Genomic DNA, 21,010 nt, shown 5'->3' with positions numbered 1-21,010 from the left:
CTTTATGAAAGTTAAAATTGAGTTGTTTGGAGCTGCAAGAGATTTTAGTAACCAAAATTTATTAGAACTAGATCTAGGTCAAAAGACAACAATCAAGGATATAAGGAATAAAATAATCCAATATGTAGAGCAGAAATTTAATGGAAATGAAAATTATATAAAAATCATTAACTCTTCAGCTTTTTGTTCAGAAAAAAATAATATTGTTAGCGACAATTATAAAATCACAAATAATGAAAAAATTGGTATTATTCCTCCAATTGGAGGAGGTTAATGCTTCATACTGACATTTTAGATAGTAAAGTTAAAAAATTATCATTAATTGATGCTGAAAAATTTATAGCATCCAATGATTTTGGAGCATCGCTAATTTTTAGTGGCACAGTTCGTAATCAAAATAATAATAAAAGTGTTTTAGGTATTACATATGATAGCCATGATGCTTTGGTAATAAAAAGTTTTGAAGAAATTTATAGTGAGGCAGAAGAAAAACTTAACATAAAGAATAAGAGTGTTTTTATTGAACATGCCAAAGGTTACTTAAACTTAGGCGAAATTAGCATTATTATAGCAGTTGCGTGCAAGCATAGAGATGAGGCTTATGTACTATCAAGATATATAATTGAAGAAATTAAAAAAAGGTCTCCTATATGGAAAAAAGAACATTACACAAATAATCAAAGTGATTGGTTAAAAGGAAATCCTATTATTCATGAAAAAAATTAAGTATTCAGAAATAACACCAGAGAAAATTTATAAAAATAGAAGATCTTTTGTTAAATCTCTTGGGTATGGAGCAAGTTCTTTAGCTTTAGCCACAATTCCTTTTGCAAGTCAATCTCAAGCTGATGATAGGAATGAACTTACAAGTTTTGAAGATATAACAACTTATAATAATTATTATGAGTTCGGTACTTCAAAGAGTGATCCTTATGTTAATTCACAAAATTTTAAAACATCACCATGGACAATAAGTATAGAGGGTGAAGTTGAAAAACCTATCAAAATTTCTATGGAAGAAATAACCGAAACATTTACCTCTGAAGAAAGAATATACAGATTAAGATGTGTAGAAGGATGGTCAATGGTAATTCCATGGATGGGTTTTTCGTTAAGTAAATTATTGTCAAAAGTAAACCCAACTAGCAAAGCAAAGTATATTGAATTTGAAAGTGTTTATGATCCTGAACAAATGAAAGGTCAAAGATATCCGGTTTTGAACTGGCCTTACAAAGAAGGATTAAGAATTGATGAAGCAATGCACCCTTTAACTACAGTTGTGACAGGTTTGTATGGTAAAAAGCTTCCAAATCAAAATGGAGCGCCTCTGAGAATATTTATCCCTTGGAAGTATGGTTTCAAGAGTGCAAAAGCAATTGTTAAGATAAAATTTGTAGAAAAAATGCCGACTTCTTCATGGATGTGGGCCTCTCCACGAGAATATGGATTTTACTCTAATGTTAATCCTAATGTAGATCATCCTAGATGGTCTCAAGCAACAGAAAGAATAATTGGTAAAGATATTTGGGTGCCAAGAGTAAAAACACTTATGTTCAATGGTTACGGAGATGAAGTTGCAAATTTATACACAGGGATGGATCTAAAAAAATATTTTTAATGAGAAAATATTTTAAACCAGGTGTATTTATTTTAAGCACAATTCCGTTTATATTAATTTTTTATAAAATATACTTCAATAAACTTGGGCCAGAACCTGTAAAAGAAATTACTCATTTTACTGGCGAATGGACTTTAATATTTATCTGTCTAACATTAAGTATGACGCCACTTAAAAGGCTAACTAATTTAAATATTTGGATAAGTTTTAGAAGAATGTTGGGATTGTTTGTATTTTTTTATGCATCTCTTCACCTGCTTACTTACATAGGTATAGATTATAGATTTAATTTACAGCCAATACTTGATGATGTTCTGAAAAAAAAATACATCTTTATTGGATTTGCAGCATGGGTATTACTGCTTCCATTGGCAATTACATCTTCTCAAATGATGATGAGGTTGCTTAAAAATAATTGGAAAAAATTACACAGATTAATTTACGTAATAGCGATATTTGGAGCTCTTCATTATATATGGTTATCTAAAACAATTTTTTTTAGACCACTAGTATATTTGGTAATAATACTTGTTTTACTTGCTTTAAGAATTAAAATTAAAAATAGGAACGTAAATTATGGATGATAATCTAAAAAAAGAAATTCAATCAGCTACACTTGAAAGATTAATGAGACATTTAGATGAAAGAAAAGATGTTCAAAACATTGATTTAATGAATTTAGCTGGATTTTGCAGAAATTGTTTGTCTAGATGGTATAGAGAAGAAGCTGAAAAAAAAGGAGTAGAAATATCAGATCCTGATGCAAGGCAGCATATTTATGGAATGCCCTACTCTGAGTGGAAAGAAAAATACCAGAAGTAACTTTCTATTCAATTCTAGTTAATGTTTGCCTATTTAAGTCTATTTATTGTTTCATTTTTAGCTGCAACAATACTTCCTTTTTCATCTGAGGCTATATTAGCAACTTATCTGTTATCAGAAACTTATAACAAATTTTTGTTAATATTTTTTGCAAGTTTTGGAAATATTTTAGGATCTATCTTCAATTGGTTTCTAGGAATTTATTTCTTGAAATTTCAAGATAAAAAATGGTTTCCTTTTACTAACACACAAATTGATAGATCATCCAGGTGGTTTAAAAAGTATGGTAAATGGTCTTTGTTATTTGCGTGGGTACCAATTATTGGTGATCCAATTACTTTTATTGCTGGAACGATGAGAATTAAATTTTTAATTTTTTTATTGCTTGTGAGTTTTGGAAAAATAATGAGATATTTTTTTATTTCTCTTTTAGTCTAGGAAACAATTCGACAAAATTACAAGGTTTATGATTAATATCTAATTGATGTTTAAGGATACCGTCCCAAGCATCTGTTACTCCTCCTGAGGATCCTGGTAAGGCAAATATGTATTTACCATTTGATAGAACTGCACAAGCTCTAGATTGAATTGAAGACGTACCAACTGTTTTTAAACTAATAGTCCTAAAAACTTCGCCAAATCCTGGAATATGTTTATCTGCTATTTCATCAACAGCTTCGGGTGTAATATCTCTTCCAGTTAAACCTGTGCCACCAGTTGTAATGACAACATCAATATCTTTATGATTAGTCCAGTCTTTTAGAATTTTAACTATATCTCCTTTATTGTCTTTACAAATTTTTCTGTCAATTAATTGATGATTGGCCTCTTTAATTTTTTCAACCAAGATCGCACCAGATTTATCATTATCAATTGTTCTTGTATCTGTTACAGTTAGTAAAGCTATATTTACAATCATAAATAAATTTTTTTAATGATTATACTTACAATATTTTTTTTTATAACTGCAATATTATATTCGAGTATAGGATTTGGTGGTGGCTCCACTTATCTTGCTTTGCTTTTAATTTGGGATGTACCATACTATATTTTTCCAATTTTAGCTTTGATTTGTAATATTATTGTAGTTTCTGGAAATTCCATAAATTTTTTAAAATCAAAGAATATTAACCTTAATTTACTTTATCCTTATTTAATTGGTTCTATACCTCTTACTTTTATAGGAGCATCGATCTCTATTGACAAAAATTTATTTGAAATTTTACTTTTCTTTATTTTAATATTAGCTGGAGTTTTTTTACTTATTGAAAGCAAATCCTTTAACAAACAAAAAATTATAATTAAAAAAATACCCCTAGTTTTATCAATATTAATAGGATCAATAATTGGTTTTATATCTGGTTTGGTTGGAATTGGTGGTGGGATATTTTTAAGTCCTATTTTATTTTTGATGAAAGCAGGATTTCCAAAGCATATAACAAGTACTGCATCCTTATTTATTTTAGTAAATTCAATTTTTGGTATAAGTGGACAATTAACAAAAGATATAGTCTTCAACGAATTCTTAAATTACTGGCCACTATTTATTGCTGTCTTAATTGGTGGCCAAATTGGAAGTTTTTTAAATATAAAATTCCTGTCTAACAAAATATTAGCTCTAATGACTGCATGTCTAGTAATTTTTGTTGCTATAAGAATGGGCATAATATTTATTGCATAAGTTGAATTAATTATTTTTTGATATATTTAATCTCTCATGAAAAATTTTAAACCATTTGGGCCTTCAATAGGAAAATCTAAAATTTCTAAAAAATTTTTAGAAAAACTTAACAAAGAAGTTGATACAAAAATCTTCTCAAAATCGAATGATTATAGTCCAAAATTAGCAAGTCAAATTAGAAAAGAAGTTCAAATTTCTAAAAATTTTATAAAAATAAATTTGGAAAAAGAATTAATAAAAAATATTAAAATTTTTCTAACTAAAGAAAATATTAAAAAGATTAAAGAAATTAGAATTTTAAACCTGTGGGTCGTTAGCCAATACAAAAATGAGTATAATCCTATACATTATCATGAAGGAGACTTATCGGGAGTTGGTTATTTAAAAATCCCTAAACATATGACTAAAAATAAAAATGTTAAAAATAAAAAGATTAAAACCAATGGAACAATTGATTTTATAAATGGACAAAAAGCTTTTCTTTCAAAAAGTATTTTTAATTTAATACCAAAAACAGGTGATCTTTTAATATTTCCTAACTACTTAATGCATACAGCATACCCATTTAATATTGAAGAAGAAAGAAGATCATTTTCTTTCAATGCTAAAATAATTTTTAATAAATAATTTATAAATTTTAGTAATATTATTTAAATTTTGTACCTTTCCTTACAAAATAGATACCTGTAGCAACTGCTATCAATGAAATTATAACTTTCGTTGTTATTAATTCTTTTAAAAAGATATAACTTAAAATGGTACCAAATATTGGAATTAAATAAGATACTTGAGATTGAAAAATTAAACCATTGTTAATTAAGATTCTAAATCTCAATAACCAAGCAATTCCAGTAGATACCAACCCAAGATAAATAACTGAAATAGTAGAATCTAATCTTGGAACAGTTTTCCAAGGTTGTTCAATCAAACATACTAAAGGTAATAATATAATAGTAGCCCAAATCAAAATTGAACTGGTTACATTTTCATTTTTTTTCTTACTTATTTTTAATGTTAAGAGACCTCCAATTACATAACAAGTAGCACCTAACAAAATTAATAATGCTGAAGTAAAGTTATTTTCATTAATTAATAAATTATCTGAAAATAAATAAACTATTCCTGAAAATCCAATTAAAACTCCTGTTGTTCTAATTAAATTAAATTTTTCATTTTTGGTGTAAAAATGTCCTAGTACTACTGAGCTAAGTGAAGTTGATGACATTAAAATTGCTGCTAAGTTACTTTGAACAGATTTAACTCCATATGCTATCAAAAAAAATGGAGCTACTAAATTTATAAATCCAATCATCGCAAACCAATGCCAATCTTTTGAAAATGCCTCGATTTTAATTTGTTTATAAAAACAAAGTAGTAAAACTGGAATTGAACCAAAAAAAACTCTTAGGAATGCAATCGTAACAGGTCCAAATGAATAGGTTGCAATTTTAATATTAAAAAAAGCAGATGCCCAAATTAATGCTAGCAACGTTAATAAACTATAATCAATTAGTTTTGGTTCTCTCATTCAATAATATCTTCTGGTGATCCGTTTGTTATTTCAATTAACTTATTATAATTTATTTTGAAAACAGCATTTGGATGTCCAGCTGCTCCAAATATATCTGGGAATCTCTCAAGACTTTTATCAATAAAGATTTTACATTGCTTTAAGTGACCTACTGGTGACACTCCTCCAATTGTATATCCAGTATTTTCTTTAACAGCTTCAGGAGATGCCATGGACACGTCTTTTTCATTAAGAATTTTTTTTAACTTATTTAATGAGCAACGCTTGTCTCCGGATACCAAACTTAATATATGATTGTCTCCTGCCCTAAAAAGTAAACTTTTAACAATAGCACCAACATTACAACCTAAAGCTGTAGCAGCATCATTGGCAGTTCTTGCTGTTTTTTCTAAGACGATAACATTTAAATTTTGATCGAATGTTTTAAGAGCTTTTTCTACTCTTTTTACCGGTTCTTTATTTAGTATTGATTCCATTGAATTTATTAAATTCTTTAGTTTGATTGAGTAGATACACTACTTATGTAAAAAATGCATAGGTGTTATTTATTAAATAAGCATTATTTTTTAACTTTTTTTTGCTAATTAGGCTCCATCAAAATTACATAGGAGACAAAATGAGTGCAGAAAACGTTTTAAAGTTTATTAAAGAAAAAGAAGCAGAATTCGTAGATCTAAGATTTACTGATCCAAGGGGAAAACTTCAACATTTAACTATGGATGCATCAATAGTGGACGCTGACATGCTTAAAGAAGGAGTGTTTTTTGATGGTTCATCTATTGCTGGATGGAAAGCAATTAACGAATCTGACATGATTTTAAAACCTGATACTGCAAGAATGTTCATGGATCCTTTCACGTCTCATAATACTGTAGTTTTGTTCTGTGATATTTTAGATGCAATCAAAAAAGATCCTTACGAAAGAGATCCAAGAGGAGTTGCGAAAAAAGCAGAAGAATATTTAAAAGCATCAGGTATTGGTGATAAAGCGTTTTTTGGACCTGAGCCAGAATTTTTTGTTTTCGACGATGTAAGAATTAAAAATGACATGAATGAAAGTGGATTTAAAATTGATAGTAAAGAAGGTCCATATAATTCAGGTAAAGAATATGAAAATGGAAATATGGGACATAGACCTCAAATCAAAGGAGGTTATTTTCCTGTGCCACCTGTAGATAGTGAACAAGATATGCGTGGTGAATATTTAAAAAACTTAAAAGAAGTTGGTATCAAAGTTGAAAAACATCACCATGAAGTTGCTCCAAGTCAACACGAACTTGGTATGTATTTTGGAACTTTAGTTGACCAAGCAGATAATGTTCAGCTTTATAAATATGTAGTTCAAATGGTAACACATTCATTTGGAAAAACTGCAACCTTCATGCCAAAACCAGTTGCAGGTGATAATGGTTCAGGTATGCACATTCACCAATCCATTTGGAAAGGTGATACCCCTGTATTTTCAGGTGAAGCATATGCAGGACTTTCAGAAACTGCATTACACTATATTGGTGGAATTTTAAAACATGCTAAAGCAATTAATGCTTTTGCTAACTCTACTACTAATAGTTACAAAAGATTAATTCCTGGATTTGAAGCACCAGTATTACTAGCTTACTCTGCAAGAAACAGATCGGCATCATGTAGAATTCCAATTACTTTAAGTAAAAAAGGTGCAAGATGTGAAATTAGATTTCCAGATGCAGCAGGTAATCCTTACCTAACGTTTGCAGCAATGTTAATGGCTGGTATCGATGGAATTAAAAATAAAATACATCCAGGTGAGTCTTTTGATAAAGATTTATATGAATTACCACCAGAAGAAGTAAAAGCTATACCAACTGTTTGTGGATCTTTAAGAGAAGCAATGGAAAGTTTAGATAAAGATAGAGAGTTTTTAACTCAAGGTGGTGTATTTACTGACGACCAAATCGATGCTTATATAGCTCTTAAGTTTGAGGAAATTCATAAATTTGAACATGCACCTCATCCAGTAGAGTTTGAGATGTATTACAGTAGTTAATATTTAATTACTGTTTGGTTGTTGCAATTGTATCTTTGTTAATACCTTTTTTAACAACGTAATCTTGAGTACCGTTTGCACCGGTCTCAACTTCTTTACGTAAATCTTTAAAGAAAGTTCTTTCTTTAATTGTGTCTTTTAGGTTCTTAACAAGATTTTTAAATTCAAATTTGTTCATACCTAAATATATATACTAGGTATGCATATGACGCAATACTGATATGCGTTAAATGGGAATATTCAACTTTTGCTAGATTTTAAAGGACTCTCCGCAACCACATCTCTCTGTTTCGTTGGGATTATTGAAAACAAACGAAGAAGATAGCTCTTCTTTTTTGTAATCCATTTCTGTTCCAAGCAAATACATAATAGCTGCAGAATCAACAAATACTTTTACACCTTTTTCCTCAATGACTTCATCATTTGGATTTACTTCTTTGGTATACTCCATGACGTAAGACATACCAGCACAACCTCCTGATTTAACTGAAACTCTTACACCTAAAGAATCTTTTTCTGCATTAGACATAATTTCTTTAATTCTTTCCGCAGCATTATCACTTAATTTAATAATTGGATTCATTATAAATTTAACTCCAGTTTTGCAGCTTCTGACATCATGTCTTTATTCCAAGGTGGGTCCCAAACTAATTCAAGATCAACGTCCTCAATACCCTCAACTTGCATTGCACCATCTTTAACTTCTTTAGGCAAACTTTCAGCAACTGGACAATTAGGAGTGGTCAAAGTCATTTTAATTTTTGCAAATTTATCATCCTCAACTTTAATATCATAAATCAAACCTAGTTCATAAATATTAACTGGTAACTCAGGATCATAAATTTTTCTAATTTCCTCAATAATTTGATCTTTTTTCGACATAATTAATTTTCTGTTTTAACCTCATCAGTTTTATTATCAAAAGCTGAGACTAGTGTATGCCAAGATAGTGTTGCACACTTTACTCTCATTGGATATTGTTTTACTCCAGATAAACACATTAGTTTTGTTTTTTCATCTTCTTTAAGATTTTCTGATTTAAGCTCAGGATTTTCTTTAATCATCCCTAAAAAATCTTCAACAATTTCTTTTGCTTCATTTTCATTTTTGCCTTTAATTAAATCAGTCATTATTGATGCAGAAGCCATAGAAATGGCACAACCACTACCTTCAAATGAAATATCTTCTACAATTCTTTGGCCATTTAATTTTAAATAGACATGAACGTTATCACCACAAAGTGGATTGTTGCCTTTAGCATCTTTATTAAAATCTTCCGTCTTACGAAGATTTCTTGGATTTTTTCCATGCTCTAAAATTATTTCTTGATATAATTCTTTTAAATTCATTTTAAATTAAATATTTTCTTACAGTTATTTATTGCATCATTAAGTTTATCTAAATCTTCTTTAGTATTATATATTCCAACAGAAGCTCGTGCGCTTGCTGGTATATTAAGTTTGTCATGTAAAATTTGACAGCAATGATGACCAGCTCTTATCGCAACTCCGTCTTCATCTAAAATTGTTGCAATGTCATGAGGATGCACACCTTCTAAAGTGAAAGACAAAACTCCACCTTTATTTTTTGGATTTCCAATTAATTTTACTGAATTATTTTTTTTTAATAATTCTTGGCCATACTCAACTAATTCTGATTCATGTCTCATAACATTTTCAATACCTACGCTCTCCAGAAATTTAATTGATTGATCAAAAGCAATAACTTGCGCTGTAGCCATAGTTCCAGCTTCATATTTATTAGGTAAATCACCATAGGTAATTCTATCTTTTTTAACCTCTCTAATCATTCCGCCACCACCTTGGTAAGGAGGAAGTTCATCCAACCACTTTTTCTTACCATAAAGAACACCTAATCCTGTAGGGCCATACATTTTATGACAAGAAATTGCATAAAAATCACAATCTAAGTCTTGCATATCTAGCTTCAAATGAGGAGCTCCTTGGCAACCATCTACGACAACTATTATTCCTTTTGAATGTGCTAAATCAGTAATTTCTTTTACTGGTAATATTGCTCCAGTCACATTTGATAAATGAGTAATTGAAATAACTTTTGTATTAGGAGTAATTTTCTTTTCAATTTCTTCTAGTGTAATTTCTCCTTCTTCATTTATTTCTGCAAAATTAATTTTTATATTTTTAGATTTTCTTAAAAAATGCCAAGGTACATAATTTGAATGATGTTCTAATTCGGTAATTAATATTTCATCACCTTCGTTTAAATGATTTTGACCCAATGTATTAGCAACAAGGTTTAATGCTTCAGTAGCACCTTTAGTAAATACTATTTCATTTTTATCTTTAGCATTAATATATTTTTGAACTGATGTTCTAGTATTTTCATATAAATTTGTTGCAGCAACCGCAAGATAATGAACACTTCTACCAACATTAGAAAATTGTTTGGTATAAAATTCATTAATTCTTTCTACCACTACTTTTGGTTTTTGTGATGAATTTGCACTATCCAAATAAACCAAATCATTATTTTGGATTTTCTCATCAAATATTGGAAATTCTTTTTTAACTTGATCTATGTTCATACATTTATACCTGATAATTTTTTAACTAATTTTTTTACATCTTCATTAGAAATTTTTTCAATTACCTCGTTAAGAAAACCATTTGTTAATAATTTTTTTGACTCTGAATAACTGAGACCTCTAGACATTAAATAAAAAATTGAATTTTCATCAATATTTCCTGATGTAGATCCATGTGAACATTTAACATCGTCTGCATATATTTCTAATTCTGGTTTCGCATTAAATTCAACACTTTCATTTAACAATAACGCTCTACTTAATTGGTATCCATCTGTTTTTTGCGCTTCAGGACTTACAAAAATTTTACCTTGATAAATACCTTTTGATTTATCATTCAATACGCTTTTAATTAATTGATAACTTTTACAATTTTCTTTTTTATGATTAATTACAGTTTTTATTTCATGATGTTTTTTATTTTCTAAATTGATAATTCCATTTAATGCAATAGAACCATATTCATCATCTAAACTGCAATTGATATCTTGTTTTATAAATTTAGAACCTTCTGACAAGATAAAATATTCTAAATGACTATTTTTAGATAAATTAATATCTTTGTTGAAATACTTTATATTTTCTGAAGTATTTGAATCTAGACTATAATTTTTTAAAATTGAATTCACTCCAATCTTAATTTTTTGTCTAAAATTAATGAAATTTTTTTCAGAATTTTCATTTAAAAAATTAACTACACATAATGAACTGTCATCTTCTAAATTAATATCTACTCTAGAATTAATTGCAGAAGATTTTAAACCATCACTCAAATAATTAAATAAAATCAATGGTTTTTTAACATTATAACCTTTTTTAATAGTAATATTCGAAACACTAGTAAGAAAGGCTGAATTCAAATTTAAAAGAGTATTTTGATAAATAGTATCATCTAAGTCTAAATCTTGATCAACTAAGATTTTATCTTTGTCTTCATGTTTAAAATCAAAATCATATAATTTTCCATCAACAAAACTTATTTTATTATGTTCAAAATCTAGTGGAAAATCTTTTTCTTCAAAAACTTTTTTTTGATCAACAACAAAGTTTAAATTGTCAAAATTTTTTGAAATAATTTGATTTATATCTGAAAATTTCCAATCCTCATTTCTTTTATTTGGTAAACCTTTTTCAAAATAATTATTAAAATTTTCTTGTTTAATTTTTTTCTGACTATCAGAAAAATTATTTAGACTAATAATTTTATCAAAATTTAATTTAAGTTCATTTTGCATTAATTAAAATCCTCATAACCTACTTTTTCTAATTCTTTTGCTAATTCAAAATCACCTGATTTTATAATTTGTCCATTTTTAAGAACATGAACAAAATCAGGTTTGATATAATCTAATAATCTTTGATAGTGAGTTATTATTAAAAAAGAATTGTTTTTATTTCTTAGTGAATTAACTCCTTCTGAAACTATTCTTAAAGCATCTATATCTAATCCTGAGTCTGTTTCATCTAGGATTGATAATTTTGGATTTAGGATAGACATTTGTAAAATTTCATTTTTTTTCTTTTCTCCACCTGAAAATCCAACATTAAGTTGTCGATTTAAAATTTTTTCATCAAATTTTAATTCTGCAGATTTTTCTTTTATTAATTTTAAAAATTCAATTGCATCTAGCTCCTTTTCGCCTCTAGCTTTTTTAATTGCATTTATTGATGTTTTTAAAAAAGTGTTTGTATTAACACCTGGTATTTCCATTGGATATTGGAACGCTAAAAAAATTCCTTTATGAGCTCTTTCTTCTGTTTCTAATTCTAATAAGTTTTCTCCATCAAATGTAACTTTACCATTTATTTCGTAACCTTTTTTACCTGACAAAATATTTGATAATGTGCTTTTTCCAGATCCGTTTGGACCCATAATTGCATGAACTTCTCCTGGTTTAATATCTAAATTTAATCCTTTTAATATTTCTTTTTCATCAATCTTTGCTTTGAGATTTTCTATTGATAACATCTATCCAACGCTCCCCTCTAAACTAATACCAACAAGTTTTTGTGCTTCTACTGCAAATTCCATTGGTAACTGCTGCAGTACTTCTTTGCAAAAACCATTTACAATTAAACTAACTGCCTCTTCTTGATTTAATCCTCTTTGATTACAGTAATATAGTTGTTCATCACTTATTTTTGATGTTGTTGCTTCATGTTCTATATTTGATTTAAGATTTTTGTTCTTAATATAAGGAATTGTATGAGCTCCACATTTGTTGCCCATTAGTAAAGAGTCACATTGAGTAAAGTTTCTAGAATTATCGGCTTTTGAAGATATATCTACCAATCCTCTGTACATCATATCTGATTTACCTGCTGAAATTCCTTTTGAAATTATTTTACTTTTTGTGTTTTTTCCTAAGTGTATCATTTTAGTACCAGTGTCAGCTTTTTGATGATTGTTTGTAATCGCTATAGAATAAAACTCACCTACTGAATTATCACCTTTCAAAATACAGCTTGGATATTTCCAAGTAATTGCTGAACCAGTTTCTACTTGTGTCCAAGAAATTTTAGAATTTTTACCTTTGCACAATCCTCTTTTAGTAACAAAATTATAAATACCACCCTTTCCATCCTTATCTCCTGGATACCAATTTTGAACTGTTGAATATTTTATTTCTGCATCGTCAAGAGCAATTAATTCAACATTAGCTGCATGCAATTGATTTTCATCCCTCATTGGAGCTGTGCAACCTTCTAGGTAACTTACATAACTTCCCTTATCAGCTATGATTAATGTTCTTTCAAATTGTCCTGTTTCTGATGCATTAATCCTAAAGTAAGTAGACAGTTCCATAGGACATTTAACATTTTCTGGAATGTATACAAATGAGCCGTCAGTAAAAACTGCAGAATTAAGAGTTGCAAAAAAATGATCAGTTGTAGGAATAACTGATCCAAGATATTTTTTAACTAACTCAGGATGCTTTTGAATAGCTTCAGACATCGAACAAAATATAATACCTTGCTTAGTAAGTTCTTCTTTAAAAGTAGTTGCAACAGAAACAGAGTCGAAAACTGCATCCACAGCAATACCATTTAATCTTGCTTGCTCTTGAAGAGGAATTCCTAATTTTTTATATGTCTCTAATAATTTAGGATCAAGATCATCTAAACTTTTTGGTTTATCTTTCATGCTTTTGGGAGCTGAGTAGTAGTAAAGATCCTGATAATCTATTTTAGGATATTTCGGTTTCTGCCAATCAGGCTCTTTTAATTGTTTAAATCTTTCAAAAGCTTTTAATCTAAAATCTAGCATCCACTGAGGCTCTTTTTTAATATTGGAGATAAATTTTATTACATCCTCATTTAAACCCTTGGGAGCTTTTGTATTTTCTATATCTGTTGAAAAACCATATTTGTAATCTTTCAAACTATCTATTTCTTTCTGTCTACTATCCATACTATACTCTGTTCTCTTTATTATTTTTTAATAAGTCGTTTAAGCTTTTATTTTCAAAGAAAGTATTAATATGAACCTCAAGCTCATCCCATAGATTGTGTGTAATACATTTTGTTGCTTTACCATTGCAACCTTTTTTAGACTCTTTTTTACACTGAACAGTTTTAACTTTCTCATCTACTGCATTGAAAATATTTGTAAGTTTTATTTCACTTGGGTCTTTTGATAAAATGTAACCTCCTTGATTACCTCTAATACTTTTTACAATTTGATTTTTTTTAAGTTTTGAAAATATTTGCTCTAAAAAATCTAATGAAATTCCTTGTCTTAAAGAAATATCTCTTAATGATACAGGATTGATATTATCAAACCTTGCTAGATCAACTAATGCCATTACGGCATATCTTCCTTTTGATGTTAGTTTCATTTTTACCCTTAAAATCTGGCTTTTTATACATACCCGACTAAAATGGTCAAGTTTATAAAGTAAAAAAAGACTACCATTTTGTCGCTCAGTTGTGATAAACGTACCTTTTTTTTGAGAACAATAATCAATTGCATATATGGATAATAAAATTTTAGAAATTTTTATACCTGGACCTGCTGGTAGATTAGAAGCTAAATATTATAAAAGTAAAAAAAACACTTCTCCTATTGCATTAGTCCTACAGCCTCATCCGCAGTATGGGGGAACTATGAACAATAAAGTAGTTGTAGATACATTTCATACATTCATGGAAAATGATTTTTCAGTTTGCAGAGTAAACTTTAGAGGAGTTGGAAAAAGTGATGGAGAATTTGATAATGGTCAAGGTGAACTGGCGGATGCTGCAGCAGCATTAGATTGGCTGGAAAGAGAAAATTTTGATAATTCGCAATGTTGGGTTTCAGGATTTTCTTTTGGTTCTTTGATTGCAATGCAGCTACTTATGAGAAGACCAGAAATAAATAGATTTATAGCAATATCTCCACAACCTAATGTCTATGATTTTTCTTTTTTGTCTCCATGTCCAACATCTGGGATGGTTGTTTATGGAAAAAAAGATGAATTGGTGCCAGTAGAATATATTACTGAATTAGATAAAAGATTAAGCGCTCAAAAAGGTATCAAAGTTGAATTCCAAACAATAACCGAAGCAAATCATTTCTTTTCTAAAACTGATGATGCTTTAACAAAAACTTTGGATAAATATATAAAAAAAGAAACAGCTTTATATTAATAATTATTTGTGAGCTTGCCTCCAATAACCGGGGCATTACATCTTGTCGTGTTTGGGAAAGAAATTGGTAAATTTAATTTAGATCTGATAGCTAAATAAGCAAACGCTTGGGACTCGATATAATCTCCATTCAGCTCAAAATTATCTATCATATCAAAATTATTTTTATTTAAATTTGAATTTCTAATAATTGATTCAATCAAAAATTGGTTCTTTCGACCTCCACCACAAAACAAATATTTGTTAGAATTATTTTTATTTAAAAATTTTATTCCTTCTGCAATCAAATATGCTGTGAATTCTGTAATTGTTGAACACCCATCCTCTAAAGATAAACCTCTTGCAAAAGATATATCAAATTCTTTTACATCAAGTGATTTTGAATAAGTTTCAATTTTGAAATTATCTATTGCTTGATTTAGAATTAATTGATCAATTTTTCCAGATTTTGCAATCTTACCATCTTCATCAAAGGTAAAATTTGAATTATTCCTGATCCATTCATCTATTAAACAATTACCTGGACCAATATCATAAGCAATCAAATCATCTTCTATATTATTGGATATATTATTAATTATTGTAGCATTAGATATTCCTCCAATGTTAACAATACAAATAGGTTGGGTTGAATTATCTTTTTCTTTATTTAAAAAATTATTAACTAATAATCTGTGATAAATTGGTGTTAGTGGTGCTCCTTGACCATCGTTGTTGATATCTGCTTGTCTAAAATTGTAAATTACTGGTTTTTTTAACAATTGAGATAACAAATTGCCGTCACCTAGTTGTTTAGTAATTTTAATCTGAGGGTTATGGAAAATCGTTTGGCCGTGAAAACCTATAAGATCAATTTCTATTTCATTTTTTAATGTTATTTTGCTGATTTTTTCAGCATGAAAAATAGTCAAAGCTCTCTCCAAATTACTTAATTCTTTAGAATATTTTATCAAATCTTCACTACTTTTAATTTTGTCTCTCAAAGTTGATAATTGCCTATAGAGATCAGTATCGTATTTAAAATATTTATCTAAAATTAGTTCTACCTCGTCATATCCATCAGATTTAATTATTGAAACATCTACCCCATCCATGGATGTGCCACTCATTAAGCCCATTGCTGAAAATAATTTTTTTTTCATTGATATTATTTTTAAAAAAAATTTGTATATAGTAACTATAATCTTATGAATAAATTTTTAAAAGAATTTAAAGATAGAGGTTATTTCTATCAATGCACAAGTGAAACTGACTTATCTAATTTATTAGATAAAGAAAAGATTAAAGCTTACATAGGATTTGATTGTACTGCTGAAAGTTTACATGTTGGTAGTTTATTGCAAATTATGTGTTTGAGGTTGCTACAAAAAAATGGACATCAACCAATTGTATTATTAGGAGGTGGAACAACAAGAATAGGTGATCCCTCAGGAAAAGACAAAACAAGAAAAATTTTAGATGAAAGTGAAATTGAAAAAAATATTAAAAATATTCAAAATATCCTAAAAAAATTTCTAGATAATGACGATCCAAAAACAAAACCTATATATGTCAATAATTATACCTGGCTTAAAGATTTAAATTATATTTCTTTTCTAAGAGATATAGGAAAACATTTTACCATCAATAGAATGCTTACATTTGATAGTGTAAAGCTAAGATTGGAAAGAGAACAATCACTTAGTTATATGGAATTTAATTATATGATACTCCAAGCCTATGATTTTTTAGAATTAAATAAAAAAGAAAATTGTGTTCTACAAATAGGTGGCTCTGATCAATGGGGAAACATTGTAAATGGTGTTGAACTTATTAAGAGATATTCTAATAACCAAACATATGGATTAACAACACCATTAATTACTTTAGCCACAGGTGCAAAAATGGGAAAAACTGAAAATGGTGCTATTTGGTTAGACGAAAAATATTTATCAGCTTATGATTACTGGCAATTTTGGAGAAATGTTGATGACCGAGATGTAATTAAGTTTTTAAAAATGTTTACTGATATTGATATAAGAGAAATCAATGCTTTAGAGAAAAAAAATATTAATGAATTAAAAATATTATTAGCAAACAAAGCCACAGCTATGTTACATGGAGAAGATGCTGCTCAAAATTCAGAACAAGCTGCAAAGGAAGCATTTTCTGGAAATTCTTTGGGCTCCAACTTACCAAGCGTTAAAATTGAAACAAAACAATTAGATAATAATGTCAATATAATTGATTTAATAATTTTATCTAAAGCAGAAAATTCAAAAAGTGAGATAAGGAGATTAATTAAGGGTAAAGCTATTAAGATTAATGATGTTTTAGTTCCAGATGAAAAATTTATTATTAATCAGGAGCTATTCAGAGAAAATTACTTAAAACTTTCTATAGGTAAAAAAAGGCACATTAAGATTGAATTAAGTTAGTTTCTTTTAATTTTTTCAAGAGTTCTAGTTATAAATCTTGGAGTTAATGTTTTTATTGGATTTACTGAGGTTTTAAGATCTTTTGGTGGTCCTTTAATTTTAAAACTTACTCCAAAAACACCTTCTCCTGTTTTATCACCAACTAAAATTTTACCTAATAATGGAATTTTACTTATTGTTTTATTTATAGTTGTTGCTGGTACCAAAGTACCTCTTAGACTTATTAATTTCTCTTCTTCCACATAACCATTCATTAATATTGAAATAGCTGGGCCAATTGCATAGAGCTCATCTATTGTCATTAGATTTTTCTGATTATTGAATTTCATTTCAAACTCATCAAATCTTATTCCTTCTCCAGTTAAAATATCAGCAATTCCTTGTAGGGAAGCTAGTGTTAAAAGTTTTGTCAATGCTGGGACTTCTTTTAATTTAAAGTCAAATATTTTCAGATTTGATACTGATTTTCCATTTATTTTTGTCGATATAAAATCTAAGTTGCCTTCATCAAATCCTTTTATAAATTTATATCTTTTGACCAATGGTTTTGCTTTAGATGAATAAAGTTTAGTTATTTTTTCACCATTATCTGTTGTTTCAATAGAAAAAACTATATTTTTGTTATTTTCAAAATTTGCAGATAAATTTGTATCTACAACTTTATTATCTTTAATAAAAATTAACCCTTGTAAATTTTTAACAAAATAAATTTCATCTATATAAACTTCATTCAAATTTATATTTAAATTAAAATTGTTCTTAAAAATTTTATTTTCTTTTTTCTTTTTACTTTCAAGTAAATTTGTTACAATTGAATTAGCGTTTAAGAACAATCCATTTAATTTATAATAATTTTCATTTTCTCTTTGAATAATAAACTGATTTTCTTTATTTTCAGTATCAATATAATCAAAATCAATTTTATCAAACCTGTCTATTAAATAATCTTTATCTAATATTAAATTATAAATCTTAATTTTATTTGCATTATCTGTAATGCTTATATTTTCAAAATTTAAATTCTTTGAATTTTTTAATATTCCAGAAACTACTAAATTTGTTTTTTCATTTATATTTTTTTTATAATTTAAATTTTTAATTTCAAAATCTGTTTGATTTAAAATTAATTTTAAATCAAAACTAGTTTTTTCTTTATCATTAAAAACAAAGTAATTTATTTCATCATGATTTTTATCAATTTTTATATTTCCATTACCTGAAAGAGTTAATGAACCATTTTTATATTTGATATTGAGTTTATGATTTTGAAGGTTAAGAAATTTTTTAGCAGATGGGAAAAATTGTTTTAAGAATTCTTGATTTTTTAAATCAACACTTTTTAAATTAATGTCAGATATGAATTCAAAATCTTTATCATTTTTATTGTAAAAATATTTAATATAATCAAAATCTTTATTAAGTTTTACTTTACCTTCACCTTTGAGTTTAAAATTTTTGTTTTTATACTTTAAATTTATTTTATGATTTTCAATATTTATTTGATCCTTGGTAAGTGGAAAATATTCTTGGATAGTTTTTTGATTTTTTAATATTCCTTTTTTAATATTTAAATTAGTTTCAAATTCGATGTTATTTTGATCTCTTTTAAAAGTATATTCAATTTTATTTGTTTTATTATCTAACTTAAATTCACCTGCACCATTAGCTATAAGAGCTTTGTTTTCATAAATTAATTTTAATTTATGATTATCTAATAAGATTTCACTATTTTGATTTGAAAAATAATTTGGAATTAAATTATTATTATAAATAACTTTTTTAAAATTTATGTCAGAGTCTAATTTTAAATTAGTTAATTTATATTTATTAGTTATTTCAAAATTAAAAATATTCACCGAACTAAACTTGGTATTTTTTAAACTAAAGTTATTTAAATTTAAATTTAATATATTAATTAAATTATCAGATAAAACTGCCTCGGAATTTTGAATTTTACCTTCAACATAATGATTATTATTCTTTTTTTTAACTTTTAATAATTTAGATGAAAAATTAATTTGATCTGATGCAAATTTAATATCTTCAAATAAATATTTGTCTTTTTCTATATTAAATAAAAAATTAATATTATTAAAATCTAGTCCATTAAAAAATTCAAATTTTCCATCTTTTAACAATCCTCTAATTTTATAATCATTTTTGATTTTTCCATTTTGATCTAAGTTAAGATTTAGATCTAAAATTACATGTCCTTTTTTAATGAAAGTTTCCAAAATTAATAATTCTGGTTTGTTACTTGTGGCTCTTATAAATTTTACAAAATCCTTTAATAATATTGACTTTGTTGCCACCTCAAAATTAGAGGAAACTAATTTATTTTTAAGAATAGAATCAAGTGATACTTGAGTTTTTATATATTCGAGCTCAAGTGGTCTATTTGCATAATAGATCTTTGCGCCAATAGTTTTTGCATTTATTTTAAGTTTAAGTGGATCAAGAATTAATTTTACTTTTTTTAAAGATACATCCAAATTATTATTACTTTGAACAACTGTGTCTTTTATCTGCTGATTAAACTTGTCGGTTTCTATTCCAACAATGCTTAAATAAAATATTAGTGATATTAAAAATCCTAGTAATAATAAAAAGTATTTAAAAATATTTATTTTCATTTAATTTTATAAAGAGATTGTTCCAAAAAATCGTCTAATTCTCCATCAAGAATTTTATCTGGACTTGTGCTTTCAAAATTTGTTCTGTTATCTTTTACCAATCTATAAGGTTGCAAAACATATGATCTTATTTGATGCCCCCAACCAATTTCTGATTTACTGTTTTCTGTACTTTGATTCTCCTCTTCTCTTTTTTTAATTTCAAAATCGTACAATCTTGCTTTTAACATATTCATACAAGTTTCTTTATTTTTATGTTGCGATCTTTCATTTTGACATTGAACTACTATTTTTGATGGAATGTGAGTAATTCTTACAGCGCTATCAGTTGTATTTACATGCTGTCCACCTGCACCACTTGATCTATAAGTATCTATTCTCAAATCTTTCTCTAAAATCTCAACATTTATATTTTCATCCACCACTGGGTAAATCCAGACACTTGCAAAACTTGTGTGCCTTCTTGCTCCTGAGTCAAATGGTGAAATTCTAACTAAACGATGAATACCCGACTCTTTTTTCAACCACCCAAATACATAATCACCTTCAATTTTTATTGTTGCTGATTTAATACCAGCTTCATCTCCTTTGTGTTCACTAATTAAATTTGATGTAAAACTTTTTTTATCAGACCACTTCAAATACATCCTTCTCAACATATCTGCCCAATCTTGACTTTCAGTGCCTCCAGCACCTGCGTGTATTTCAATATAACAATCTAATGAGTCTGCTTCGTCTGATAAAAAACATTTGATTTCGTTTTTTTTAACTTCTTTTTTTAAATCCTTAATATTTTGTAATGTTTCTTCCTGAACTGTCAGATTATTTTCCTCTAAAGCAAGCTCATTCAAATCATCAAAATCATTTAATTTTTGGATAGACTGATTTAAAGAATTTACTAAGTCTTCGTAGAGTTTTTTCTCTTTTATAACTTTTTTTGAATTATCTTTATCTTGCCAAAAATTGGCATCTAACATTTGAGAATTTAATTTTTCAAGTTTTGAGTAAATTTTATTGTTTTCAAAGATACTCCTTAATTCTTTGATTAATCTTATTTATTTCTTCTTTGTAATTTTGGTAATTGTTA

General features: G+C 27.5%; 26 protein-coding genes. 11 read left to right on the top strand and 15 right to left on the bottom strand.

Features of this window, described 5'->3' with window-relative positions:
* Window positions 1–4: 4 nt before the first annotated feature.
* From ACTTA0_RS03645 to ACTTA0_RS03620, 6 genes are read left to right on the top strand one after another with little or no spacing between them, the layout of a single operon-like run.
* Window positions 5–274 (top strand): molybdopterin biosynthesis protein MoeD, encoded by a 270-nt coding sequence (locus ACTTA0_RS03645; protein ID WP_440654510.1) that lies wholly within the window; start codon window positions 5–7, stop codon window positions 272–274.
* Window positions 274–726, top strand: coding sequence for a molybdopterin synthase catalytic subunit (locus ACTTA0_RS03640; RefSeq protein WP_440651172.1), 453 nt, complete (start codon window positions 274–276; stop codon window positions 724–726). Before ACTTA0_RS03645 ends, ACTTA0_RS03640 begins: the two co-directional genes overlap by 1 nt.
* Window positions 713–1,618, top strand: coding sequence for a protein-methionine-sulfoxide reductase catalytic subunit MsrP (gene msrP / locus ACTTA0_RS03635; protein WP_440676134.1), 906 nt, complete (start codon window positions 713–715; stop codon window positions 1,616–1,618). Before ACTTA0_RS03640 ends, msrP begins: the two co-directional genes overlap by 14 nt.
* Window positions 1,618–2,202 (top strand): sulfite oxidase heme-binding subunit YedZ, encoded by a 585-nt coding sequence (locus ACTTA0_RS03630; RefSeq protein WP_440676133.1) that lies wholly within the window; start codon window positions 1,618–1,620, stop codon window positions 2,200–2,202. The genes msrP and ACTTA0_RS03630 overlap by 1 nt, the downstream gene beginning before the upstream one ends.
* A complete protein-coding gene (locus ACTTA0_RS03625; RefSeq protein WP_075506533.1) occupies window positions 2,195–2,440 on the top strand; it encodes a DUF1244 domain-containing protein in 246 nt (81 codons plus the stop codon). Before ACTTA0_RS03630 ends, ACTTA0_RS03625 begins: the two co-directional genes overlap by 8 nt.
* Window positions 2,441–2,461: 21 nt before the next feature.
* Window positions 2,462–2,878, top strand: coding sequence for a YqaA family protein (locus ACTTA0_RS03620; RefSeq protein ID WP_440618637.1), 417 nt, complete (start codon window positions 2,462–2,464; stop codon window positions 2,876–2,878).
* Here the strand turns inward: ACTTA0_RS03620 and ACTTA0_RS03615 are convergent.
* Window positions 2,859–3,359, bottom strand: a complete 501-nt coding sequence (locus ACTTA0_RS03615) for a molybdenum cofactor synthesis domain-containing protein (protein WP_440676132.1) — start codon at window positions 3,357–3,359, stop codon at window positions 2,859–2,861. The genes ACTTA0_RS03620 and ACTTA0_RS03615 overlap by 20 nt on opposite strands.
* 15 nt (window positions 3,360–3,374) lie before the next feature.
* On the opposite strand from ACTTA0_RS03615, the gene ACTTA0_RS03610 reads away from it, so the two are divergent.
* A complete protein-coding gene (locus ACTTA0_RS03610; protein ID WP_440676131.1) occupies window positions 3,375–4,121 on the top strand; it encodes a sulfite exporter TauE/SafE family protein in 747 nt (248 codons plus the stop codon).
* A gap of 36 nt (window positions 4,122–4,157) precedes the next feature.
* Complete coding sequence (locus tag ACTTA0_RS03605; RefSeq protein ID WP_440676130.1) at window positions 4,158–4,748, top strand: putative 2OG-Fe(II) oxygenase; 591 nt, start codon at window positions 4,158–4,160, stop codon at window positions 4,746–4,748.
* A 19-nt stretch (window positions 4,749–4,767) separates the two neighbouring features.
* Here the strand turns inward: ACTTA0_RS03605 and ACTTA0_RS03600 are convergent, their stop codons facing one another.
* Window positions 4,768–5,649 (bottom strand): DMT family transporter, encoded by an 882-nt coding sequence (locus tag ACTTA0_RS03600; RefSeq protein ID WP_440676129.1) that lies wholly within the window; start codon window positions 5,647–5,649, stop codon window positions 4,768–4,770.
* Window positions 5,646–6,128, bottom strand: a complete 483-nt coding sequence (locus tag ACTTA0_RS03595) for a YbaK/EbsC family protein (RefSeq protein ID WP_440676128.1) — start codon at window positions 6,126–6,128, stop codon at window positions 5,646–5,648. The genes ACTTA0_RS03600 and ACTTA0_RS03595 overlap by 4 nt, the downstream gene beginning before the upstream one ends.
* Before the next feature lie 140 nt (window positions 6,129–6,268).
* Between ACTTA0_RS03595 and glnA the strand changes: the two genes are divergently transcribed.
* Window positions 6,269–7,675 carry a type I glutamate--ammonia ligase gene (gene glnA / locus ACTTA0_RS03590; protein ID WP_440676127.1) on the top strand — a complete coding sequence of 469 codons (1,407 nt, stop codon included), beginning with the start codon at window positions 6,269–6,271 and terminating at the stop codon, window positions 7,673–7,675.
* 7 nt (window positions 7,676–7,682) lie between these two features.
* Here glnA and ACTTA0_RS03585 read toward each other — a convergent pair whose 3' ends face one another.
* From ACTTA0_RS03585 to ACTTA0_RS03545, 9 genes are all read right to left on the bottom strand, one after another.
* Entirely contained in the window at window positions 7,683–7,853 is a 171-nt protein-coding gene (locus ACTTA0_RS03585; RefSeq protein ID WP_262589515.1) for a hypothetical protein, read from the bottom strand.
* 72 nt (window positions 7,854–7,925) lie between these two features.
* Window positions 7,926–8,258: a HesB/IscA family protein gene (locus ACTTA0_RS03580; protein ID WP_075506524.1), complete on the bottom strand. Its 333-nt coding sequence runs from the start codon at window positions 8,256–8,258 to the stop codon at window positions 7,926–7,928.
* Window positions 8,258–8,557 (bottom strand): SUF system Fe-S cluster assembly protein, encoded by a 300-nt coding sequence (locus tag ACTTA0_RS03575; RefSeq protein ID WP_075506523.1) that lies wholly within the window; start codon window positions 8,555–8,557, stop codon window positions 8,258–8,260. Before ACTTA0_RS03575 ends, ACTTA0_RS03580 begins: the two co-directional genes overlap by 1 nt.
* Before the next feature lie 2 nt (window positions 8,558–8,559).
* Entirely contained in the window at window positions 8,560–9,024 is a 465-nt protein-coding gene (gene sufU, locus ACTTA0_RS03570) for a Fe-S cluster assembly sulfur transfer protein SufU (protein ID WP_262589517.1), read from the bottom strand.
* Complete coding sequence (locus ACTTA0_RS03565) at window positions 9,021–10,241, bottom strand: aminotransferase class V-fold PLP-dependent enzyme (protein ID WP_440676126.1); 1,221 nt, start codon at window positions 10,239–10,241, stop codon at window positions 9,021–9,023. The genes sufU and ACTTA0_RS03565 overlap by 4 nt, the downstream gene beginning before the upstream one ends.
* Window positions 10,238–11,476, bottom strand: a complete 1,239-nt coding sequence (sufD, locus tag ACTTA0_RS03560) for a Fe-S cluster assembly protein SufD (protein WP_440676125.1) — start codon at window positions 11,474–11,476, stop codon at window positions 10,238–10,240. The genes ACTTA0_RS03565 and sufD overlap by 4 nt, the downstream gene beginning before the upstream one ends.
* Window positions 11,476–12,210, bottom strand: a complete 735-nt coding sequence (gene sufC / locus ACTTA0_RS03555) for a Fe-S cluster assembly ATPase SufC (RefSeq protein WP_440618646.1) — start codon at window positions 12,208–12,210, stop codon at window positions 11,476–11,478. The genes sufD and sufC overlap by 1 nt, the downstream gene beginning before the upstream one ends.
* A complete protein-coding gene (gene sufB, locus ACTTA0_RS03550; protein ID WP_262589522.1) occupies window positions 12,211–13,653 on the bottom strand; it encodes a Fe-S cluster assembly protein SufB in 1,443 nt (480 codons plus the stop codon).
* Window position 13,654: 1 nt separating this feature from the next.
* A complete protein-coding gene (locus ACTTA0_RS03545; RefSeq protein ID WP_440614619.1) occupies window positions 13,655–14,080 on the bottom strand; it encodes an Rrf2 family transcriptional regulator in 426 nt (141 codons plus the stop codon).
* Between the two features lie 148 nt (window positions 14,081–14,228).
* Between ACTTA0_RS03545 and ACTTA0_RS03540 the strand changes: the two genes are divergently transcribed.
* A complete protein-coding gene (locus ACTTA0_RS03540) occupies window positions 14,229–14,873 on the top strand; it encodes an alpha/beta hydrolase (RefSeq protein ID WP_440619478.1) in 645 nt (214 codons plus the stop codon).
* Here the strand turns inward: ACTTA0_RS03540 and ACTTA0_RS03535 are convergent.
* Window positions 14,870–16,015 (bottom strand): anhydro-N-acetylmuramic acid kinase, encoded by a 1,146-nt coding sequence (locus ACTTA0_RS03535; protein ID WP_440676124.1) that lies wholly within the window; start codon window positions 16,013–16,015, stop codon window positions 14,870–14,872. The genes ACTTA0_RS03540 and ACTTA0_RS03535 overlap by 4 nt on opposite strands.
* Window positions 16,016–16,060: 45 nt before the next feature.
* Here ACTTA0_RS03535 and tyrS point away from each other — a divergent pair, with 45 nt between their 5' ends.
* The gene (gene tyrS / locus ACTTA0_RS03530; RefSeq protein WP_440676123.1) at window positions 16,061–17,290 is read left to right on the top strand and encodes a tyrosine--tRNA ligase; all 1,230 of its coding nucleotides are present in this window, start codon (window positions 16,061–16,063) and stop codon (window positions 17,288–17,290) included.
* On the opposite strand, the gene ACTTA0_RS03525 is transcribed toward tyrS, so the two are convergent.
* The gene (locus ACTTA0_RS03525) at window positions 17,287–19,923 is read right to left on the bottom strand and encodes a hypothetical protein (protein WP_440676122.1); all 2,637 of its coding nucleotides are present in this window, start codon (window positions 19,921–19,923) and stop codon (window positions 17,287–17,289) included. The two genes, tyrS and ACTTA0_RS03525, sit on opposite strands and share 4 nt — an antisense overlap.
* Window positions 19,920–20,978 carry a peptide chain release factor 2 gene (prfB, locus tag ACTTA0_RS03520; RefSeq protein WP_082255153.1) on the bottom strand — a complete coding sequence of 353 codons (1,059 nt, stop codon included), beginning with the start codon at window positions 20,976–20,978 and terminating at the stop codon, window positions 19,920–19,922. Before prfB ends, ACTTA0_RS03525 begins: the two co-directional genes overlap by 4 nt.
* Between the last annotated feature and the right edge of the window lie 32 nt (window positions 20,979–21,010).

Source organism: Candidatus Pelagibacter sp. HIMB1593 (assembly GCF_052047755.1).
Lineage (GTDB): Bacteria > Pseudomonadota > Alphaproteobacteria > Pelagibacterales > Pelagibacteraceae > Pelagibacter.
Note: the sequence above shows the minus strand (reverse complement) of the source record. Positions and strands in the feature narration are given on the sequence as shown.